Here is a 17,298-nt window from a genome sequence, read left to right as displayed (position 1 = left end):
GGCGCTGACGGAGCCCTCTACAATCGCGCCCCTTGCCCGCTCCCGATTGCCTCCTCTGCCATGAACATCGTCGTCAACGAAGAACTCAAAGCCTACATCGAACCCCTGACCCCCGACGAGCATGAGGCGCTGGAGCGCAGCATCCTGGCCGAAGGTTGCCGCGACGCGCTGGTGCTGTGGGGCGACGTGCTGGTGGATGGGCACAACCGCTATGGCATCTGCCAAAAGCACAGCCTGCCCTTCCAGACCGTACAAAACCCGCGCTTTCAGTCCATGGAAGACGTGCACCTGTGGATGATCGACCAGCATCTGGGGCGCCGCAGTGTGTCGGACTTCCAGCGCGGCGTACTGGCCCTGCGCAAGCGCGAGATCATGGCCGACCGCAAGGCCCGCGCAGCGACGTCCCCAGAGGCCGAAGCAGCCACCGCAGCCCCTGACACCCCCGAGGCAACCGCCGCCCTGCCCGCACCCGATCCACTGAACAGCCGCGAGGCCATTGCCAAGGCCGCACGCCTGAGCAGCAGCCAGGTGGTAATGATCGAAAAAATCCAGAAGCAGGCCGCCCCCGAACTGGTGGCGGCCGTGAAGTCCGGCACCATCTCCATCAACGCCGCCGCCGCCGTGGCCACGCTGCCCGCCGAAGAGCAGGTGGCGGCCGTCGTTGCAGGCAAGGACGAACTCAAGCAGGCTGCCAAGCGCGTGCGCGAACTCAACAAGCGCAAGCCGCGCGACGAAGCCCCTTCCGCAGAAAGCCCCGCAGCAGAGGCGGGCACCAGCGCCGACGGAACTACCGACGAGTTGCAGGCCCTGCGCCACCGTGTGGCAGAACTCACCGCCGAAAACACCGAACTGCGCCGGCAACTGGCGCAGCTACAAGCCGACCAGCCGGCGAACAGTGCGCCGTTCTAGTTGCGCAGTGCGTTGAGGCGGTCGGCAATCAGATCGATGTCCAGCCCGTCTTCCGCATGGGCCAGATAGGCTTCCAGGTCGGCCATCGCTTCGAGGGTGTTGCCGCGCTCGGCATGGGCCAGTCCCCGGTCACGCCGCTCGCCCCAGGCGTCAGGCAGCAGCACGATGAGCCGGTCGAGCACGGTGATCAGGCGCTGCCAGTCCTGCTGCGTGCGATGCACCTCTTTCAGGTTGCGCAGCATGCGCGCGATGATGTCGCGCGGCGTGGCGGCCTGCAGGTACAGGCCCAGCGGCACATCGTAGTCGTCCACCAGGCCGTTGCGGCGCTTGTAGGGTTCCAGCCGCTCGGCGAGCTCTTCGCGGCTGAGGGATTGGCCCGAGATCGGGTCCAGCACCACCTGTCCTTTGGGCAGCAGCACCTTGACCATGAAGTGCCCAGGGAATGCAATGCCCCGCGCATGCAGGCCCAGTCCCTGGGCCAGCTCCATCCACAACACGGCCAGCGAAATCGGGATGCCCCGGCGCGTGCGCAGCACAGCGTTGAGGTAGCTGTTTTCGGGGTCGTAGTAATTGTTGATGTTGCCGCCAAAGCCCAGGTCGGCAAAGAAGAACTGGTTGAGCGTGCGCAAGCGCTGCAGCGCCGGGGCATCGGCAGGCAGGCGGCGCTTGATGCGCGCGAGCAGCTGGTCCATATCACCCAGCAATTGCTGCATGTCGAGCTCGGGGTATTCGTCTTGCGCCAGGCTGGCTGCAGCCTCCAGCAGCGGGAAGTGGTCATCGCTTTGCACCAGCGATGCAAAGTACTCCAGCGAGGTGGGTACGGAATAGCTCAGGGACATGGTGGAGTTGTAAGTGCCCCGCCGGATGGCGTCAAGCGACAGAAAGCCCCTCTTGACAGGGCATTTGCGGCCTTCGCTGGAATCAGCGCCGCAACAGCTGGTGCAGCTTGAGCCCGGCTGCCCACAGCGCGCCAAAGTACAGCACGGCAGCAGCAGCCATGAGCGCCGCCAGCAACCCTATCCGCCGAAGGGTTTGTCCCTTCATTTCCACCCAATCGAAGTGCTGCGCACCCCATACCAGCAGCACCGCCAGCAAGGCGCTCGCAGCGATCACCTGCAGGGCGAACTTGCCCCAGCCTGGCAGAGGCCGATAGCTGCCGCGCCGCAGCAGACCGATCAACAGCCAACCGGCATTGATGAGTGCGCCAATGCCGATGGTCAATGTCAGGGCGGCATGCTGCAGATAACGCACCAGCACCAGGTTCATCAACTGGGTCAACACCAGCACCGCCACCGCAATGAGCATTGGGGTACGCATGTCATGTTTGGCATAGAAACCGGGCGCCAGCACCTTGATGGCCACAATGCCCACCAGGCCCACGCCATAACCGGTCAGGGCCAGGGTAGTCTTCCGCACGTCTTCGTCACCAAACGCGCCATAGTGGTACAGCACCGCCACCAGCGGCTCTGAAAAGACCAGCAAGGCCACCATGCAGGGCACTGACAACAGCACCACCAGGCGCAGCCCCCAGTCAAGCATGGCCGAGTACCTTTCGTCGTCCTGCTTGGCGCGGGCGCTGGCCAGCTGCGGCATCAGCACCACACCCAGTGCAACGCCCAGCAGCGCGGTCGGCAGCTCCATCAGACGGTCTGCGTAGGTGATCCAACTCACGCTGCCAGTGGCCAGGTGCGAGGCAATCTGGGTATTGATCAGCAGCGAGATCTGCGCCACGCTCACCCCCAGCAGCGCGGGCAGCATCAGGCGCGCCACCTTGCGCGTGGTGGGGTCGGCCCAGGCGGCACGAATGGCCGCCCAGCGCACCCCAATGCGCGGCAGCAGCCCCAGGCGCACCAGCGCAGGCACCTGGATGGCCAGTTGCAGCAAGCCACCCAGCATCACCCCCGCCGCCTGGGCGTAGATGGGCTCGATGCCATGGCGGGAAAACCAGGGTGCGCCCACCGTGATGGACAGGATCAGCGCGATGTTGAGCAGCACGGGCGACGCCGCCGGTACCGCAAACTTCTTCCAGGTATTGAGAATGCCCCCCGCCAGCGCCACCAGCGACATGAAGCCGATGTAGGGGAACATCCAGCGCGTCATGGTCACAGCAGCGTCAAAACCCTGGGGCGACTGCTTGAGCCCGCTGGCCATGCCCCACACCATCCAGGGAGCGCCCAGCACACCGGCAATACACAGCAGCACCAGCGTCCACGCGAGCAAGGTGCCTACATGGTTGATCAGTGCACGGGCCCCCTCGTCGCCCTCCTGGGCGCGGGTGGCAGACAGCACCGGGACAAAAGCCTGGCTGAAGGCGCCTTCGCCCAGGACTCGGCGGAACAGATTGGGGATGCGGAACGCTACGTTGAACGCATCCGTCATCGCACTGACCCCGAAAACCGAGGCCATAAGCAGCTCTCGCACCAGCCCGGTGATGCGGGAGACAAAGGTCAGAAGAGAAACGGTAGAGGCGGCTTTGAACAGTGACACCGCAGGGAGTGTATTCCCCCTGAGTCGCTTCGCGTCTTCCCCCGGAAGAGGACGCGCTCAGCGGCCAGGCAGGGCCAGTTCCACGGGTGCGCTCGCGATGGCGCTGCGCCGGTTGTGAACACCGCGGCGATGAACAAACTGCCTTGGGCTATAATCGCGGGCTTTGCTGGCATCATCCACAGACCCAAGGAACTAAATCATGGCATCCGCTAAACCAAAGAAGAAGAACCCGCGCCTGGCGTCGGGCCGCAAGCGCGTCCGTCAGGACATCAAGCTCAACGCTGCGAACACCTCGCTGCGCTCCAAATACCGTACCGCTGTCAAGAACGTCGAAAAGGCTGTTCTGTCCGGCGACAAGACCAAGGCGACCGAACTGTTCGCCAAGATGCAAGCCGTGGTGGACACCGTGGCTGACAAGGGCATCTTCCACAAGAACAAGGCTGCTCGCGACAAGAGCCGCCTGTCTGCCAAGGTGAAAGCCCTGGCACTGGCAGCCGCCTAACCAACCCACCGCCTGCCCCGGCAGGCAAACAGCCCGAACGGTATGTGCCGTTCGCCGTTTGTAACGGGTGCGCTGCCAGCAAAAAAACGAATTAAACCGCCTTCGGGCGGTTTTTTCGTTTCTGGACGGGAAAGAAGCGCCAAGCCAGCAGGGGCGGCGCATATGAGGGCACGGCTTCAGGCCACCCAATATTGAAATCCGAGAAAGGATAGAGCGCGCGCGGGCCGAAAAAGACGCCCTTCAGCCACAAGCTGCCAGGTCACAGGCCAGATCAGGGCTTGACGGACGGGAGATCGGGCAGAAGGCAAGCTTCGGCCACCTGCAGGTTGTTGTCGCGCGCGAAGTTGATGACGAAGTCCCAGGCCATGGGCTCATGGCCCTGCAGGTCGCGGTGCACCACCACACATTTCACGCCATTGAGCGTGGTGGGAATGCACCAGGGCGAATAGCTCAGATGGCTGCCAGGGCGCGCGCCACCCGGGCGGAAACTGCTCATCACCCCGGCCAGACGCTCGGCCCAGTCGCTGGGCCGAAAGGTTTTCCCGTCGTGGGTGATGCCCTGAATGAAGACTTCTTTGGAGGAGGGGGAAACCATCGGGGAGTGGAGTGGTAATGAGCGCGCCAGACACAGGATCACTGCATGCTGCACCGCAGCGCGACATTCTAACTCTTATATAAGAGCTAGCTCCCTAATCCCCGTGCCGGGCCATAGATAGACACCGAAATTCAGGGTTTGGCCCGCATTGCAGTAATGCGCAATCGTCAACAGCCATTCACCGTGCTCCCCCTAGAATCGTGCTTCGTTTTTCCGGGTTTATGGCCACCAGCCAACCCATCACCGCACCGTCTGGAGATTTCTGCATGACCGCTACCACCCCGGCAGCTTCGCCCCACGTGATGAACACCTATGGCCGCGTTCCCATTGCGCTGGCCCGTGGGCAAGGCTGCCGAGTCTGGGACGTGAACGGCAAGGAATACCTCGATGGCCTGGGTGGCATCGCCGTGAACACGCTGGGGCACAACCACCCGAAGCTGGTGCCCGCACTGCAAGACCAGATCACCAAGCTGATCCACACCTCCAACTACTACCACGTGCCGCTGCAGGAGCAACTGGCGGCCAAGCTGGTGGAGCTGTCGGGCATGACCAACGTGTTTTTCTGCAACTCGGGCCTGGAGGCCAACGAGGCCGCCCTGAAGATCGCACGCAAGTTCGGTGTGGACAAGGGCATCGCCAAGCCCGAGATCGTGGTGTATGAGAAGGCCTTCCACGGCCGGTCGATTGCCACCATGTCAGCCACCGGCAACCCCAAGATCTACAGCGGCTTCGGCCCACTGGTCGAAGGCTTTGTGCGCGTGCCGCTCAACGATATCGAGGCGATCAAGAAGGCCACCGAAGGCAACCCCAATGTGGTGGCCGTGTTCTTCGAAACGATCCAGGGCGAAGGCGGCATCAACCCCATGCGGGTCGAATACCTGCAGCAGCTGCGCAAGCTGTGCGACGAGCGCGGCTGGCTCATGATGATCGACGAAGTGCAGTGTGGCGTGGGCCGCACCGGCAAGTGGTTTGCCCACCAGTGGGCAGGCATCGTTCCCGACGTGATGCCACTGGCCAAGGGCCTGGGCTCGGGCGTGCCGATTGGCGCCGTGGTGGCCGGCCCCAAGGCCGCCAATGTGCTGCAGCCCGGCAACCACGGCACCACCTTTGGCGGCAACCCGCTGGCCATGCGTGCAGGGGTCGAGACGATCCGCATCATGGAAGAAGAAGGCCTGCTGCAAAATGCGGCCAAGGTGGGCGACCACCTGCGGGCCGCGCTGCAGCGCGAACTGGGCAGCCTTCCCGGCCTGAAGGAGATCCGGGGCCAGGGCCTGATGCTCGGCATTGAGCTGAACAAGCCCTGCGGCGCACTGATTGGCCGTGCGGCCGAAGTGGGCCTGCTATTGTCCGTGACAGCCGACAGCGTGATCCGCCTGGTGCCCCCGCTGATCCTGACCACTGCCGAAGCCGACGAGATCGTCGCCAAACTGACCCCGCTGGTCAAAGCCATACTGGCTGAATGAAGAGCAAAGCAACACCGCCATGACGACGCTGAAACATTACCTGCAGTTCAACGACCTCACCGCCGACGAATACACCTACCTGTTCGAGCGCGCCGCGCTCATCAAGAAGAAGTTCAAGGCCTACGAAAAGCACCACCCCCTGGTGGACCGCACGCTGGCCATGATCTTCGAGAAAGCCAGCACCCGCACGCGCGTGAGCTTCGAAGCCGGCATGTACCAGTTGGGCGGCTCGGTCGTGCACCTGACCACGGGCGACAGCCAGCTGGGCCGCGCCGAACCGATTGAAGACAGCGCCAAGGTCATCAGCCGCATGGTGGATCTGGTGATGATCCGCACCTATGAGCAGACCAAGATCGTGCGCTTTGCCGAACACTCGCGCGTGCCCGTCATCAACGGACTGACCAACGAGTTCCATCCCTGCCAGATCCTGGCAGACATCTTCACCTTCATCGAGCACCGGGGCTCCATCCAGGGCAAGACGGTGGCATGGGTGGGCGACGGCAACAACATGGCCAACACCTGGTTGCAGGCGGCTGCGCTGCTGGGCTTCAAGGTGCACGTGAGCACGCCCCGTGGCTACGAAATTGATGAGAAATTGGCCGTTGGCGCAGGCGGGATAAGCGCAAGCAGCTATCAATTTTTTAGCAACCCGCTCGAAGCCTGCCAAGGCGCCGACCTCGTCACCACCGACGTGTGGACCAGCATGGGCTACGAGGCCGAGAACGAAGAGCGCAAGAAGGCGTTTGCCGACTGGTGTGTGGACGCCGAAATGATGGCCGCCGCCCAACCCGACGCATTGTTCATGCACTGCCTGCCTGCACACCGTGGCGAGGAAGTCGAGGCCGATGTGATCGACGGACCGCAGTCCGTGGTGTGGGATGAGGCTGAAAACAGGATGCACGTGCAGAAGGCACTCATGGAGTACCTTCTGCTCGGCCGCGTTGCATGAAATGCAATGCGGGGGCGCGACAGCGCCAGCAGACTGTTTCGGCGCAGGCTCATGTCCGCAGCGCGGACGTGAAGCAGTCGCAGACTGCGTGCCGCAGCCAAAACCGCATGCACGTGCAGAAGGCACTCATGGAGTACCTTCCGCTCGGCCGCGTTGCGTAGCGCCTCGCCCCCAATGCCCTGGCGCCGCCAGCCTGCCCACGCCACCGAACTGCTTGCGCATTGGCAGGCCCTGGGCCAAGCGCTGGGCCGGGATTCTCCGGCGTGGCGCACCGAAGGCCGCCGCCTCATCCTGAGCTGGGCCCACTGGCCCCGCGCGTACCACGACACCACGCACCTGTGGGCCTGCCTGCGGCATTGGCAGGCCGTGCAGGACCAGCAGCCCGGCACACTGCAAGACCCCCATGCCGTCGCTCTGGCCCTGTGGTACCACGACGCCATTTACTGGCCGTGGAGCAAGCACAACGAACAACGCAGCGCCGACTGGGCACATCGATTCGTTCTGAACCACAAGCTACCAGCTACGCTGGCAGAGACTGTGCACCAGCACATTCTGGATACCTGCCACACCCCCGGCCCGCTCGCGGGCGATGCGCAGTGGGTGGTGGATATTGACCTGGCCATCCTCGGACAAAGCGATACGGTGTACCGCCAGTTCGAGCGCCATGTGCGGCGCGAATACTTCTTTGTGCGCTGGCCACGCTATGTAGCGGGGCGCAGCGCGGTGCTGCAGGGGTTTCTCGACCGGCCGCGCATTTACGGCACCGAATGGTTCCAAACACGCTATGAGGTGCAGGCCCGCAGCAACCTGGCCCATGCGCTGCACGCCTTGAAGGATGGCCGTCTGTACGCCTGAGGGGTGCAGCGGCGGCACAGACCTCGCACCCGCCACCCCCACATTCACGCTCCGCGCGTTAGTCGCAGGGCTGAAAGCGCTTGCACTCCGGGGTCAACTGGATTGAGGTCAGGGTGTTCTCGCCGTCCATGTGGCGCGCCGTGAACTTGACCCATGAGCCCTCCGGGATGCCCGTCAGCAGCGCCCGATCGCTCACCTTGAACCTCTGCGTCGTGAAAGGGAGCTTCGAGCTTGGCAGCAGCTTCAGGCGCACATACAGCCGATTCCCATCCTCTTTCTGAACCGAAACCAGCGTGCCCGGGTGAACACCGGTTCAGCGGGAGCGCTTGCTCCGGATGCTGTTGCAGGTGCCATCGGGGTTGCGCCCGCCGGCAAAACCAAAGAGGCCAGCGAGGACCATGCGATGAAGACCACGCACCGAGCCCGTGAGCCCCAGCCCAGGCGTCCTGCCGCCTTCAAAACTGCGTCCCCACCGTGAGGTACGCGCGCGGCGTCCACTGCATGCTGCTGGTGCTCACGACCGGTACCGCACCCGACGCGTCGACGCGATCCCGGCGGAAATGGGCATCACCCACGTTGTAGACCCCCAACCGCCAGTAACCCAGCCCGCGTACCAGCTGACCCACATACAGATCCAGCATGGCGCTTGCGCGATTCTTCCCGGTCAGCGTCCCATTGATGTCCTGGTCGGCCGGCCCCGTCATCGACAGCGTGGCGCCGCCATACCAGCCGCCATTGCGCGGCATGGGTTTTGCCGCCGTCAGCGTGGCCACATAGCGTGCCTGCCCCGGAATGCGCCGTCCTTCGTTGGGCCCGCTGGTCATGCGTGACTGCAGCGCACTGGCATTGGCCGACAGCGTCCATTCGCTCCCCAGGCCCACCCAGCCCAACCCCGTGCGGGCATCGGCCTCCAGGCCCCACACGATGGCGTCTCCCACATTCCCACGTTGCTCCACCCAGCGTGCACCGATCAACTGCAGTGTGGGCGCAAGAACGTCGCTCATCCGGCGCACGAACAGGTTCACGCCCGCGTGGCCAGTGGCAAGACGCCGCTCAAAACCGGTGTCCAGTGTCCAGGCCACCTGGGGACGCAAGTTCGGATTGCCAATGGTGTCAGGGTTGTTCAGGCTGTTGCTGCCCTGGCTGGGGATGGCGCGGTCCACCAGATCCCACACGCGCGGCAACTGGGTGACGCGCGCGAGATTCACGCGCCACTGCAGGTCCTCGGACAAGGGCGTGCGTGTATGCAGCGATGGCTGCAGGATGTTCCACTGCTTGCTGCCCGTCACGGCAGAGCTTCCGCCGCTCAGCTCCACGCGCTCGCCGCGCAGGCCCAGCGTGAGCGTGGTGGTCGCGGGCAGCTCCCATTCGTTCTGCCCCCAGACCACCCACCGGCGGATGCCGGCATCCAGACCCGAGTTCACCGGCAGGTCGCCACTCGCCATCGTGTTGACAAAAAGTTTGCGGTCTTCCAGCTGCGCCCCGGCGCTCCACAGCAGTGCGGCGGCCGTACCCGTGAGCTTGGTGCTGAGGTTCCAGACGTCTTCACGCCGGTCGTCCACAAAGCTATAGCTGTCCGTGACTGCAGCACCGCCAACGCCGATGTTGCGCAGCAGGTCGCCCCTGCGGTCCACGGTGTCGCTGGCACGGCTCGCTGACAACGTCGTTTCGAGCTTGCTGGCCGCAAAGCGGTGCGTCCAGTCGGCTGCGGCCTGTAGATAGCGCCGGTCGTAGTTGTGCGCTTCATGCGAACGCGCCGCATACGTACCATCGCCGCTGCCCACGCTGTCCGCGGTACCGCCAAAATCGGCCTTGCTGAGCGTGGCACGCAGCGTCAGCTGATCCGCAGCACCGATCTTTCCGCTGACACGCGGCACCAGTGCGTAGTCGGTGCGCTTGTAGCGGGCACTGGTATCGGACTGTGCGACCTCCGCACCGCCGACCTGCGTGCTGCGGTGGGTGTCCGAGCCCAGCAACAAACCCGTCGCAGAGGCCGCGACGAAATAGGACCACGGCTCCCTGTTCTCCGCCTCGAGCACCTCCTCGGCGCCATCGGAGCCTTGGGCGCCCTTGGCAGGCTTCACAGCGCCGCCCAAAGGCCCCGTGCGCGAAAAGAACGCCTGGCCCGCATTGCGCCCCCACACGTGGTTGTCGGTGAGGCGCAGCACCGTCTCGCGCTTCACCGTGGCCTGGCGCAGCACGATATTGAGCGTGCCCCCGGTGGCACCCGAAAACTCTGCGCTCGGCGCTCTCACCACCTCGATGCGTTCGATCAGTTCAGGCGGCAATTGGTCAATGGGCAACTGGGTACGCTTGCTGCCCACGCGCTGGCCGTCGATCAGCAACTGCGTGGCGCCGCGCTCCATGCCGCGCATGCGGATCTCGACACTGCCATCGGCAGATGGCACTACCTGCACGCCTGGCAACTGGCGCAGCACATCGGCCACCGAGAACGCACCCATTTGCTCGATGTCGGCGCGGTCCACCACGACCAGCGAACCGGCGGCAAAAAAACGCTGCTCCAGCGAGCGGCGCGCGGTCACCGTGACCCCATCGAGCTGCGGCGTTGATGCCCCGGCCCCCGCTCCCTCGGGCGACGCTTGGGCCCATGCGGCGCCACCTGCCAGGCACGCCGCCCAGACGACGACGCGGTGGGTGTGTGTTTTTCTCATAGACATCCTCTCTGCCAAGGATTGTCTGGGGACAAGGCTTAAGCGCAGCCTAAGACCAGCACGTTCTGCCCCATGGCGTCGCGGAGCTGCTGTATTCCTGCGACAGGCAAATTGCGGCGCCAGCGCACGTTGCGCCTATACCTCGGGTACCACTAGCGGTTTTCGGTAGATCGTGTGGCGCTTGACCGTGTGGAACCCACAGTCCTCATACACCCGGTTGGCGCCCGTCAGGTTTTCGCCGTCCACCACCAACGCAGACTCCGACATGCCCTCCTGCGCCAGCAGGCGCAGGCTGCGGGCAATCAGCGCTCTGGCAAGGCCACGGCCACGCCAGCGGCGACCCACGCTGATGAACTCGGTGTAGCCCCGTCGCCTGGACAGATGGCGGTTTTCGTCCTCGTTGATATACGTGCGGACCTGGCCTGCGACCTCTTCGCCGTTCCATGCCACCTGCCAGCGCGCGGGCTGGAAAATCAGGCTCTCCAGCCACGTGTCGTAGTCGCGTGGCAATGGCGGCACCATCCCCCAATGGTCCTCAAACGCGGTGTGGTGCGCATCCCAGATGGCTCGGTAGTGCTCGGGCAACACGGCCCGCAGTTCCAGCCCTTCGGGCATGTGAAAGTCGGGCACAGCATGCAGCTGCGTCTGCAGCATTTCGAAGAAATACCGCATCGGCGCATAGCCACGGGCCTGCAGCAGCCTGGCGCGTGCATCTTCGCCTTGCTGCACATAGGCATGGTGCACATGCGGGCCGTCCGGCTGCTGCGCTGCCACGGCGTGGTGCCGCTGCTCGATCCAGCCCTGCAGCAGACGGCCAATGCCGCGTCCGCGCCAACGCCCTGGCACAAAGCCGATTTGGGAGTGAAGCGTCAACCCGTCGGCCTGTGTGAATCGCCAGCAACGGCCATAGCCCACCAGTTCACCGTCCAGCTCGGCCATCACCGCGTCCTGATACGGATCGCACTGGGTGAACGCGGCGTAGTCGCGCGCCAGGTCTTCGGGTGTACGCCGTGCGAGCACCCCGTCGGCATCAAAGCTGGCGTTGGCGACCTCGGCCATGCCCGGGAAGTCCGATGGGCCGCGAAAGGGCCGCAGCACCAGCCGTGAAGGGGCCGATAGACCCATCATCGATTTGTCATCACCCACAAGGGCATCCTCCCCAGTTTCTTTCATTCTTCTCTCTCAAACGTCGGTGAGCAAGCCACGTTGCGCTGCGCGCGCTGCCATTGTGCAAACTGCTGCCTTAACGCCAGCCAAAGGCGGACCTTCTGGCCTCGCCCAGCAGGCACCGCACCCGCCACAATCTCGCCATGCACATCCTGCTCATCGAAGACGACCTGGACCTGGGCCGCGCGCTGCAGTCCGCGCTGAAGGTGGAGGGCCTGACCAGCGAATGGCTGCGCCGTGCGGTGGACGCGCCCGCCACGGTGGATGCGACCACCGTGGACTGCGTGCTGCTCGACCTGACGCTGCCCGACGGCAGTGGTTTTGACCTGCTCGCGCGCTGGCGCAGCCAGGGCGGGCACGGCGGGCAGGTGCCCATCATCGTGATCACTGCGCGCTCGGCCGTGGAAGACCGGCTGGCGGGGCTGGATGGCGGGGCGGATGACTTTGTGATCAAGCCTTTTGCCACGGCCGAGCTGATGTCTCGCATCCGCGCCGTGCTGCGCCGCAGCGCACGCCAGGCCAGCGAACGCTGGGTGCTGGGCGAGCTGGTGATCGAGCCGCGCCGCCACGCTGCGCAGCGCGGTGGCGCGGCGCTCGACCTTTCACCACGCGAATTTCAGCTGCTGCTGGAACTGGCACGCGAGCCTGGCGTGGTAGTGTCCAAAAGCCTGCTGTCGCAGCGGCTGGACCCACTGGGCGAGCCCGTGGACTTTGGCGCCATCGAAGTGCATGTGTCCAATCTGCGCCGCAAGATCGGGGCGGAGCTGATCCGCACCGTGCGTGGTGTGGGCTACCTGCTGCAGGCATGACCCGCACCATGACGGACCCACGCACGCCGCACAGCGCCTGGACAAGGCTGACCGAACCCACGCTGGTACGCCGCAGTGTGGTGTCGGTGGTACTGGCCTTTGTGCTGGTGTGGGCAGTGCTGCTGGGCTACATCTTCATCACTTACAAACACACCATCACCAATGACCCCGGCCTGCAAAAGTATGGCGACGCCCTGCTGGTATCTCTGCAGGACTTGACCGACCCCGCACACGCCGCAGCGGCCATCGCCTCTACCGAAACCTGGACCTACATCCGCCGTCGCCAGAGCGGCATTTTTCCCGGCAAGACACTGCATGCACTCAGTGATGCAGCCGGCAACCCGGTGTTTGCATCGCCCGAGTTGAAGACCCTGAATCTGCCCCCCAGGCAGCCTCAGGCGGTGGGCGTGATCACCGAAGCCAGCGCACAGGGCTCCGTGTACCGCATCTACACCGGCCACAACGCCCGCTGGGCCTTGCAGGTGTTTGAGCCCAAACGCACGGATGCAGCCTTTCTGGCCTACAACGGGCGCTTCATCCTGCCCTATCTGTTGCTGGCCATGCCTTTTGTGCTGGTGCCCGTGTGGCTGTCGGTGCGCAACGGCCTCAAGCCCCTGCAGCAGTTGGCCAGCCGCATTGCCCGCCGCAACACCGACGACCTGCAGCCCGTGGGCTTCAACGCGCGCCACCGCGAGCTCAAACCCCTGGAGCAGTCGCTGGATACCCTGCTGGCCCGCATGCGCCAGAAGGTCGAGCGCGAACGTGCCTTTGTGCAGGACGCCGCACACGAGATCCGCACACCGCTGGCCGTGATCACGGCCCAGGCCCATGTCATGGCGCGCTCGCAGATCGAAGAGGAACGTACACAGGCCCAGGCGCACATGGAGCAGGCCATCGCCCGCACCTCGCACCTGGCGCAGCAGCTGCTGGACCTGGCCGCGCTGGATGAAGCCCAGCGCCCTGCGCCGCGTGACCTTGATGTGGCCCAGTGGCTGCGCGCCGCCCTGGCGCAGGCGGTGCCCCAGGCCATGGCGCGGCAGATCGAGCTGTCGCTGGACGCACCCGACACCCTGCCCACACGGCTGGACCTGCCCGCGCTCGAATCTATCGTGCACAACCTCATCGACAACGCTGTGCGCTACACCACGGCCGGCGGCAATGTGGCCGTGGGCCTGCGGCAAGACGGTGCCCTGCTGCACCTGGTGGTGCAGGACGACGGGCCTGGCATCCCCTTCACCGAACGCAGCCGGGTGTTCGAACGCTTTTACCGGGGCCTTGGCCATGCGGCCAATGGGTCCGGCCTGGGCCTGGCCATCGTGCGGCAGGCGGCCCTGCGCATGGGGGGGCAGGTGCAGATAGGCGAAGGTTTGAGCGGCCAGGGCGTGGGATTTTTCGTGGGCATTCCCCTCCCCCACAGCGCCTGACTACGCCTGCACAGCGCACCCCGTTTTCCCCTGCCGTTTCTTCTCGCTTGTAGGCCCGACTAAGTTCACCCTTGCCTGACCTGCTGCGCCCACTTTCGTGTGGGGTTTGTGGCGGAAGAAATGGACGGCCTCATCTCCGGATCTGCGACCCCAGAGATCGTTTAAGCCTCAACAAAAACTGCTGAGCTGTTGGAAATAACCGACACCACGGTTTTTCCGGGACATGCAAACTTTGTCCCATGCCAGCAAGCCCTACCTCCAACGCCCGCCCGCTGTGGGACATCTCGCCGCCCGTGCACACCGGCAGCCCCGTGTTTCCGGGTGACACGGCCTACAGCCAGGCGTGGTGCGCCACCATCGGCCCGGGTTGTCCGGTCAACGTCAGCGCCATCACGCTGTCGCCCCATGTGGGCGCCCATGCCGATGCACCGCTGCACTACGACGCACAGGGCGCCACCATTGGCGATGTATCGCTCGATGCCTTCCTCGGCCCGTGCCGCGTGGTTCACGCCATCGGCTGCGGCGCGCTGATCACCTGGGATCACATTGCCCACGCTGTCGATGGCGCCCTGCCCGCCCGCGTGCTGGTCCGCACCTACGCCCAGGCCCCCGCGCAATGGGACGGCCAGCTCACCGCCTACGCCCCCGACACCATCGAGCGCCTGGCCGACCGGGGCGTGTTGCTGGTGGGCATCGACACCGCCAGCATCGACCCGGCCGACAGCAAGACGCTGGACAGCCACCAAGTCATCCGCCGCCGGGGCCTGCGGGTGCTGGAGAACCTGGTGCTCGACCACGTGCCCGAGGGCGACTACGAGCTGATCGCCCTGCCGCTCAAGCTGACCACGGCGGATGCGTCGCCCGTGCGCGCCGTGCTCAGAGCATTGTGATGCATTGATTTCAAGCATTTTTTGCCTCTAGCGCTTACCAGACAAGCGCAAGCAGCTATCAAAACAGAAGTAACTGACCTGGACCGCCATGACGACAACCCTCCAAGACTGCCGCGCCCTCGATGCGCAAGACCCGCTCGCCCCGCTGCGTGCGCACTTCAGCCTGCCTGCGGGCGTGATCTACCTCGACGGCAACTCGCTGGGCGTGTTGCCCAAGGCTGCTGCGGCGCGCGTGGCCGATGTGGTGGCGCGCGAATGGGGCACCGACCTCATCAAATCCTGGAACACCGCAAGCTGGTTTGACCTGCCCCAGCGCCTGGGCAACCAGCTGGCCCCGCTGATTGGCGCGGGCCAGGACGAAGTGGTGTGCACCGATAGCACGTCCATCAACCTCTACAAGGTGCTGAGCGCCGCGCTGAACATCGCCCGCGAGGACAACCCCGCGCGCAAGCGCATCGTGAGCGAGCGCAGCAACTTCCCCACCGACCTCTACATCGCCGAAGGCCTGTGCAAGGAGCGTGGGCTGGAGCTGGTGCTGGTAGAACCCGAGGAGATCGCCGCCGCACTGACGAGCGACGTCGCCGTGTTGATGCTCACCCACGTGAACTACCGCACCGGCGCCATGCACGACATGGCGGCCATCACCGCTGCCGCGCACGCCCAGGGCATTTTGTGTGTATGGGATTTGGCGCACAGCGCGGGCGCCGTGCCCGTGGACTTGAACGGCGCAGGCGCTGATTTTTCGATTGGCTGTGGCTACAAATACCTGAACGGCGGGCCGGGCGCTCCGGCCTTTGTGTGGGTGAATCCGCGCCACACCAATCGCTTCTGGCAACCGCTGTCGGGCTGGTGGGGCCACGCGGCTCCGTTCGCCTTCACCCCCGACTACACACCCGCACCAGGCATCACGCGCTACCTGTGCGGCACCCAGCCCATCATCAGCCTGTCGGCATTGCAGTGCGGGCTGGATGTGTTCACCGCCGCAGAAAACCTGGGCGGCATGGCCGCGCTGCGCACCAAGTCGCTGGCACTCACCGACCTGTTCATAAAGCTCGTGGAAGAGCGCTGCGCAGGCTACGGCCTGGGCCTGGCCACACCGCGTGACCATGCACAGCGTGGCTCGCAGGTGTGCCTGACGCGCGACGAAGGCGCGGGCGTCAATGGCCAGGGCAGCGGTGCCTACGCCATCGTGCAGGCGCTGATTGCGCGCGGTGTGATTGGTGACTTCCGCAAGGGTGACGGGGGCAAAGGCCCGCACAAGGACATCCTGCGCTTTGGCTTCACGCCGCTGTACATCGGTTTTGAAGACGTGTGGAACGCGGTGGAGCATCTGCGCCAGGTGCTGGAGGTGGCCGAGTGGCAACGCCCCGAGTTCAACCAGACGCACGCAGTGACCTAAGAAGGTGCGAACGAACCCGCCATGCCCGCTCATTCCGCAAAAACGCACACCATCGTCGTTGCAAATACTCGCCATAGCCCGAGCTATGGCTGCACTTTGCGTCTAGACGGAGCACGTTTGTGCGGCCTGCTCGGACACGCCGGGCCCCTTCACACCTGCTAAGCAACGGAGACCCAACGATGTGCCCTTTTTCTCAAACGACCGTCCCAACCGGCCAAACACCGACCTCCGCCCTGACCGAATCCATCGTGCACGAGGAGCGCGCCCAGCTTGACTTCAGCAAGTCCATGAGCTACGGCGACTATCTGCAACTCGATGCCATCCTCACCGCGCAAAAACCGCTGTCGCCCGCACACGACGAGATGCTGTTCATCGTGCAGCACCAGACCAGCGAGCTGTGGATGAAGCTCATGCTGCACGAGCTGCGCGCGGCCATTGCGCACATTGCCAACGACGAACTGCAGATGGCCTTCAAGATGCTGGCACGCGTCAGCAAGATCATGGAGCAGCTGGTGCACGCCTGGGACGTGCTGGCCACCATGACGCCGCCCGAGTACACCGCCATGCGCCCGTACCTGGGCCAGTCCAGCGGGTTTCAAAGCTACCAATACCGCAGCATCGAGTTCGCCCTGGGCAACAAGAACCGCGCCATGCTCAAGCCCCACGAGCACCGCGCCGACCTGCTGGCCCAGGTGCAGGCCGCGTACGAGGCCCCCTCGCTGTACGACGAAGCCCTGCGCCTGCTGGCGCGCCGTGGCATCCCCGTGCCCGCCAGCCACCTGGATCGGGACTGGACGCTGCCCTATGCGGAAAGCGATGGCGTGGAGCAGGCCTGGCTGGTGGTGTACCGCAACCCCAAGGAGCACTGGGACCTGTACCAGCTGGGCGAGGAACTCACCGATCTGGAAGACGCGTTCCGCCTGTGGCGCTTTCGGCACGTGACGACGGTGGAGCGCGTGATCGGCTTCAAGCGCGGCACGGGCGGCACCGGGGGCGTGAGCTACCTGCGCAAGATGCTGGACGTGGTGCTGTTCCCCGAGATCTGGAAGCTGCGCACGGACCTCTAAGGGTCTGAAAGCCTCTTGCCCATGCCCGCACAACGGGGGCGTTGGGCATAAAAATAGCCGCCAGCGCTTTATGTATCAGCGTTGGCAGCTATTATTTTTACAACGCCCTG

The 17,298-nt window shown here is 64.7% G+C and carries 16 protein-coding genes; 10 read left to right on the top strand and 6 right to left on the bottom strand.

Going from position 1 to position 17,298, the window contains the following annotated elements:
* Window positions 1-60 precede the first annotated feature (60 nt).
* A complete protein-coding gene (locus tag ARADN35_RS0103850; RefSeq protein WP_010459207.1) occupies window positions 61-909 on the top strand; it encodes a hypothetical protein in 849 nt (282 codons plus the stop codon).
* Here the strand turns inward: ARADN35_RS0103850 and ARADN35_RS0103845 are convergent.
* Both ARADN35_RS0103845 and murJ read right to left on the bottom strand, forming a co-directional pair.
* A complete protein-coding gene (locus tag ARADN35_RS0103845) occupies window positions 906-1,748 on the bottom strand; it encodes a SirB1 family protein (RefSeq protein WP_010459206.1) in 843 nt (280 codons plus the stop codon). The genes ARADN35_RS0103850 and ARADN35_RS0103845 overlap by 4 nt on opposite strands.
* Before the next feature lie 82 nt (window positions 1,749-1,830).
* Entirely contained in the window at window positions 1,831-3,396 is a 1,566-nt protein-coding gene (gene murJ / locus ARADN35_RS0103840) for a murein biosynthesis integral membrane protein MurJ (RefSeq protein WP_029413183.1), read from the bottom strand.
* 199 nt (window positions 3,397-3,595) lie between these two features.
* Here murJ and rpsT point away from each other — a divergent pair, with 199 nt between their 5' ends.
* Window positions 3,596-3,898 (top strand): 30S ribosomal protein S20, encoded by a 303-nt coding sequence (gene rpsT, locus ARADN35_RS0103835; RefSeq protein ID WP_010459202.1) that lies wholly within the window; start codon window positions 3,596-3,598, stop codon window positions 3,896-3,898.
* Window positions 3,899-4,169: 271 nt separating this feature from the next.
* On the opposite strand, the gene ARADN35_RS0103830 is transcribed toward rpsT, so the two are convergent.
* The gene (locus ARADN35_RS0103830; RefSeq protein WP_010459200.1) at window positions 4,170-4,493 is read right to left on the bottom strand and encodes a DUF3579 domain-containing protein; all 324 of its coding nucleotides are present in this window, start codon (window positions 4,491-4,493) and stop codon (window positions 4,170-4,172) included.
* A 266-nt stretch (window positions 4,494-4,759) separates the two neighbouring features.
* Here ARADN35_RS0103830 and ARADN35_RS0103825 point away from each other — a divergent pair, with 266 nt between their 5' ends.
* The 3 genes from ARADN35_RS0103825 (at window position 4,760) to ARADN35_RS0103810 (ending at window position 7,760) form a co-directional block, all read left to right on the top strand.
* A complete protein-coding gene (locus ARADN35_RS0103825) occupies window positions 4,760-5,956 on the top strand; it encodes an aspartate aminotransferase family protein (RefSeq protein ID WP_010459198.1) in 1,197 nt (398 codons plus the stop codon).
* Between the two features lie 19 nt (window positions 5,957-5,975).
* A complete protein-coding gene (argF, locus tag ARADN35_RS0103820) occupies window positions 5,976-6,905 on the top strand; it encodes an ornithine carbamoyltransferase (protein WP_010459197.1) in 930 nt (309 codons plus the stop codon).
* 174 nt (window positions 6,906-7,079) lie between these two features.
* Window positions 7,080-7,760 carry an HD domain-containing protein gene (locus tag ARADN35_RS0103810; RefSeq protein ID WP_010459193.1) on the top strand — a complete coding sequence of 227 codons (681 nt, stop codon included), beginning with the start codon at window positions 7,080-7,082 and terminating at the stop codon, window positions 7,758-7,760.
* Between the two features lie 58 nt (window positions 7,761-7,818).
* Here the strand turns inward: ARADN35_RS0103810 and ARADN35_RS28465 are convergent, their stop codons facing one another.
* The 3 genes from ARADN35_RS28465 to ARADN35_RS0103795 all read right to left on the bottom strand — a co-directional run bounded on the left by ARADN35_RS28465 (window position 7,819) and on the right by ARADN35_RS0103795 (window position 11,605).
* A complete protein-coding gene (locus tag ARADN35_RS28465; RefSeq protein WP_244265843.1) occupies window positions 7,819-7,956 on the bottom strand; it encodes a hypothetical protein in 138 nt (45 codons plus the stop codon).
* 259 nt (window positions 7,957-8,215) lie between these two features.
* Window positions 8,216-10,432, bottom strand: coding sequence for a TonB-dependent receptor plug domain-containing protein (locus tag ARADN35_RS0103800; protein ID WP_159103179.1), 2,217 nt, complete (start codon window positions 10,430-10,432; stop codon window positions 8,216-8,218).
* A gap of 135 nt (window positions 10,433-10,567) precedes the next feature.
* Window positions 10,568-11,605: a GNAT family N-acetyltransferase gene (locus tag ARADN35_RS0103795; protein WP_010459187.1), complete on the bottom strand. Its 1,038-nt coding sequence runs from the start codon at window positions 11,603-11,605 to the stop codon at window positions 10,568-10,570.
* 137 nt (window positions 11,606-11,742) lie between these two features.
* Between ARADN35_RS0103795 and ARADN35_RS0103790 the strand changes: the two genes are divergently transcribed.
* From ARADN35_RS0103790 to kynA, 5 genes are all read left to right on the top strand, one after another.
* Window positions 11,743-12,408, top strand: coding sequence for a response regulator transcription factor (locus ARADN35_RS0103790; RefSeq protein ID WP_010459185.1), 666 nt, complete (start codon window positions 11,743-11,745; stop codon window positions 12,406-12,408).
* Window positions 12,405-13,832, top strand: coding sequence for a sensor histidine kinase (locus ARADN35_RS0103785; protein WP_010459183.1), 1,428 nt, complete (start codon window positions 12,405-12,407; stop codon window positions 13,830-13,832). Before ARADN35_RS0103790 ends, ARADN35_RS0103785 begins: the two co-directional genes overlap by 4 nt.
* A gap of 239 nt (window positions 13,833-14,071) precedes the next feature.
* The gene (gene kynB, locus ARADN35_RS0103780; protein ID WP_010459181.1) at window positions 14,072-14,722 is read left to right on the top strand and encodes an arylformamidase; all 651 of its coding nucleotides are present in this window, start codon (window positions 14,072-14,074) and stop codon (window positions 14,720-14,722) included.
* Window positions 14,723-14,810: 88 nt separating this feature from the next.
* Complete coding sequence (gene kynU / locus ARADN35_RS0103775) at window positions 14,811-16,121, top strand: kynureninase (protein WP_010459179.1); 1,311 nt, start codon at window positions 14,811-14,813, stop codon at window positions 16,119-16,121.
* Between the two features lie 179 nt (window positions 16,122-16,300).
* Window positions 16,301-17,188, top strand: a complete 888-nt coding sequence (gene kynA / locus ARADN35_RS0103770; protein ID WP_010459177.1) for a tryptophan 2,3-dioxygenase — start codon at window positions 16,301-16,303, stop codon at window positions 17,186-17,188.
* The last annotated feature ends 110 nt before the right edge of the window (window positions 17,189-17,298 follow it).

Origin of the sequence: Acidovorax radicis N35 (genome assembly GCF_000204195.1) — a bacterium.
GTDB lineage: Bacteria > Pseudomonadota > Gammaproteobacteria > Burkholderiales > Burkholderiaceae_C > Acidovorax > Acidovorax radicis.
The sequence above is the reverse complement of the archived record's forward strand: the minus strand, read 5'-3'. Positions and strand labels throughout refer to the sequence as shown.

Bases quoted from the DNA above. Each gene is read 5' to 3' on its own strand.
- ARADN35_RS0103850 (WP_010459207.1), top strand. From the start codon at position 61: ATGAACATCGTCGTCAACGAAGAACTCAAAGCCTACATCGAACCCCTG.
- ARADN35_RS0103845 (WP_010459206.1), bottom strand. From the start codon at position 1,748: ATGTCCCTGAGCTATTCCGTACCCACCTCGCTGGAGTACTTTGCATCG.
- rpsT (WP_010459202.1), top strand. From the start codon at position 3,596: ATGGCATCCGCTAAACCAAAGAAGAAGAACCCGCGCCTGGCGTCGGGC.
- ARADN35_RS0103830 (WP_010459200.1), bottom strand. From the start codon at position 4,493: ATGGTTTCCCCCTCCTCCAAAGAAGTCTTCATTCAGGGCATCACCCAC.
- ARADN35_RS0103825 (WP_010459198.1), top strand. From the start codon at position 4,760: ATGACCGCTACCACCCCGGCAGCTTCGCCCCACGTGATGAACACCTAT.
- argF (WP_010459197.1), top strand. From the start codon at position 5,976: ATGACGACGCTGAAACATTACCTGCAGTTCAACGACCTCACCGCCGAC.
- ARADN35_RS0103810 (WP_010459193.1), top strand. From the start codon at position 7,080: ATGCCCTGGCGCCGCCAGCCTGCCCACGCCACCGAACTGCTTGCGCAT.
- ARADN35_RS0103800 (WP_159103179.1), bottom strand. From the start codon at position 10,432: ATGAGAAAAACACACACCCACCGCGTCGTCGTCTGGGCGGCGTGCCTG.
- ARADN35_RS0103795 (WP_010459187.1), bottom strand. From the start codon at position 11,605: ATGAAAGAAACTGGGGAGGATGCCCTTGTGGGTGATGACAAATCGATG.
- ARADN35_RS0103790 (WP_010459185.1), top strand. From the start codon at position 11,743: ATGCACATCCTGCTCATCGAAGACGACCTGGACCTGGGCCGCGCGCTG.
- ARADN35_RS0103785 (WP_010459183.1), top strand. From the start codon at position 12,405: ATGACCCGCACCATGACGGACCCACGCACGCCGCACAGCGCCTGGACA.
- kynB (WP_010459181.1), top strand. From the start codon at position 14,072: ATGCCAGCAAGCCCTACCTCCAACGCCCGCCCGCTGTGGGACATCTCG.
- kynU (WP_010459179.1), top strand. From the start codon at position 14,811: ATGACGACAACCCTCCAAGACTGCCGCGCCCTCGATGCGCAAGACCCG.
- kynA (WP_010459177.1), top strand. From the start codon at position 16,301: ATGTGCCCTTTTTCTCAAACGACCGTCCCAACCGGCCAAACACCGACC.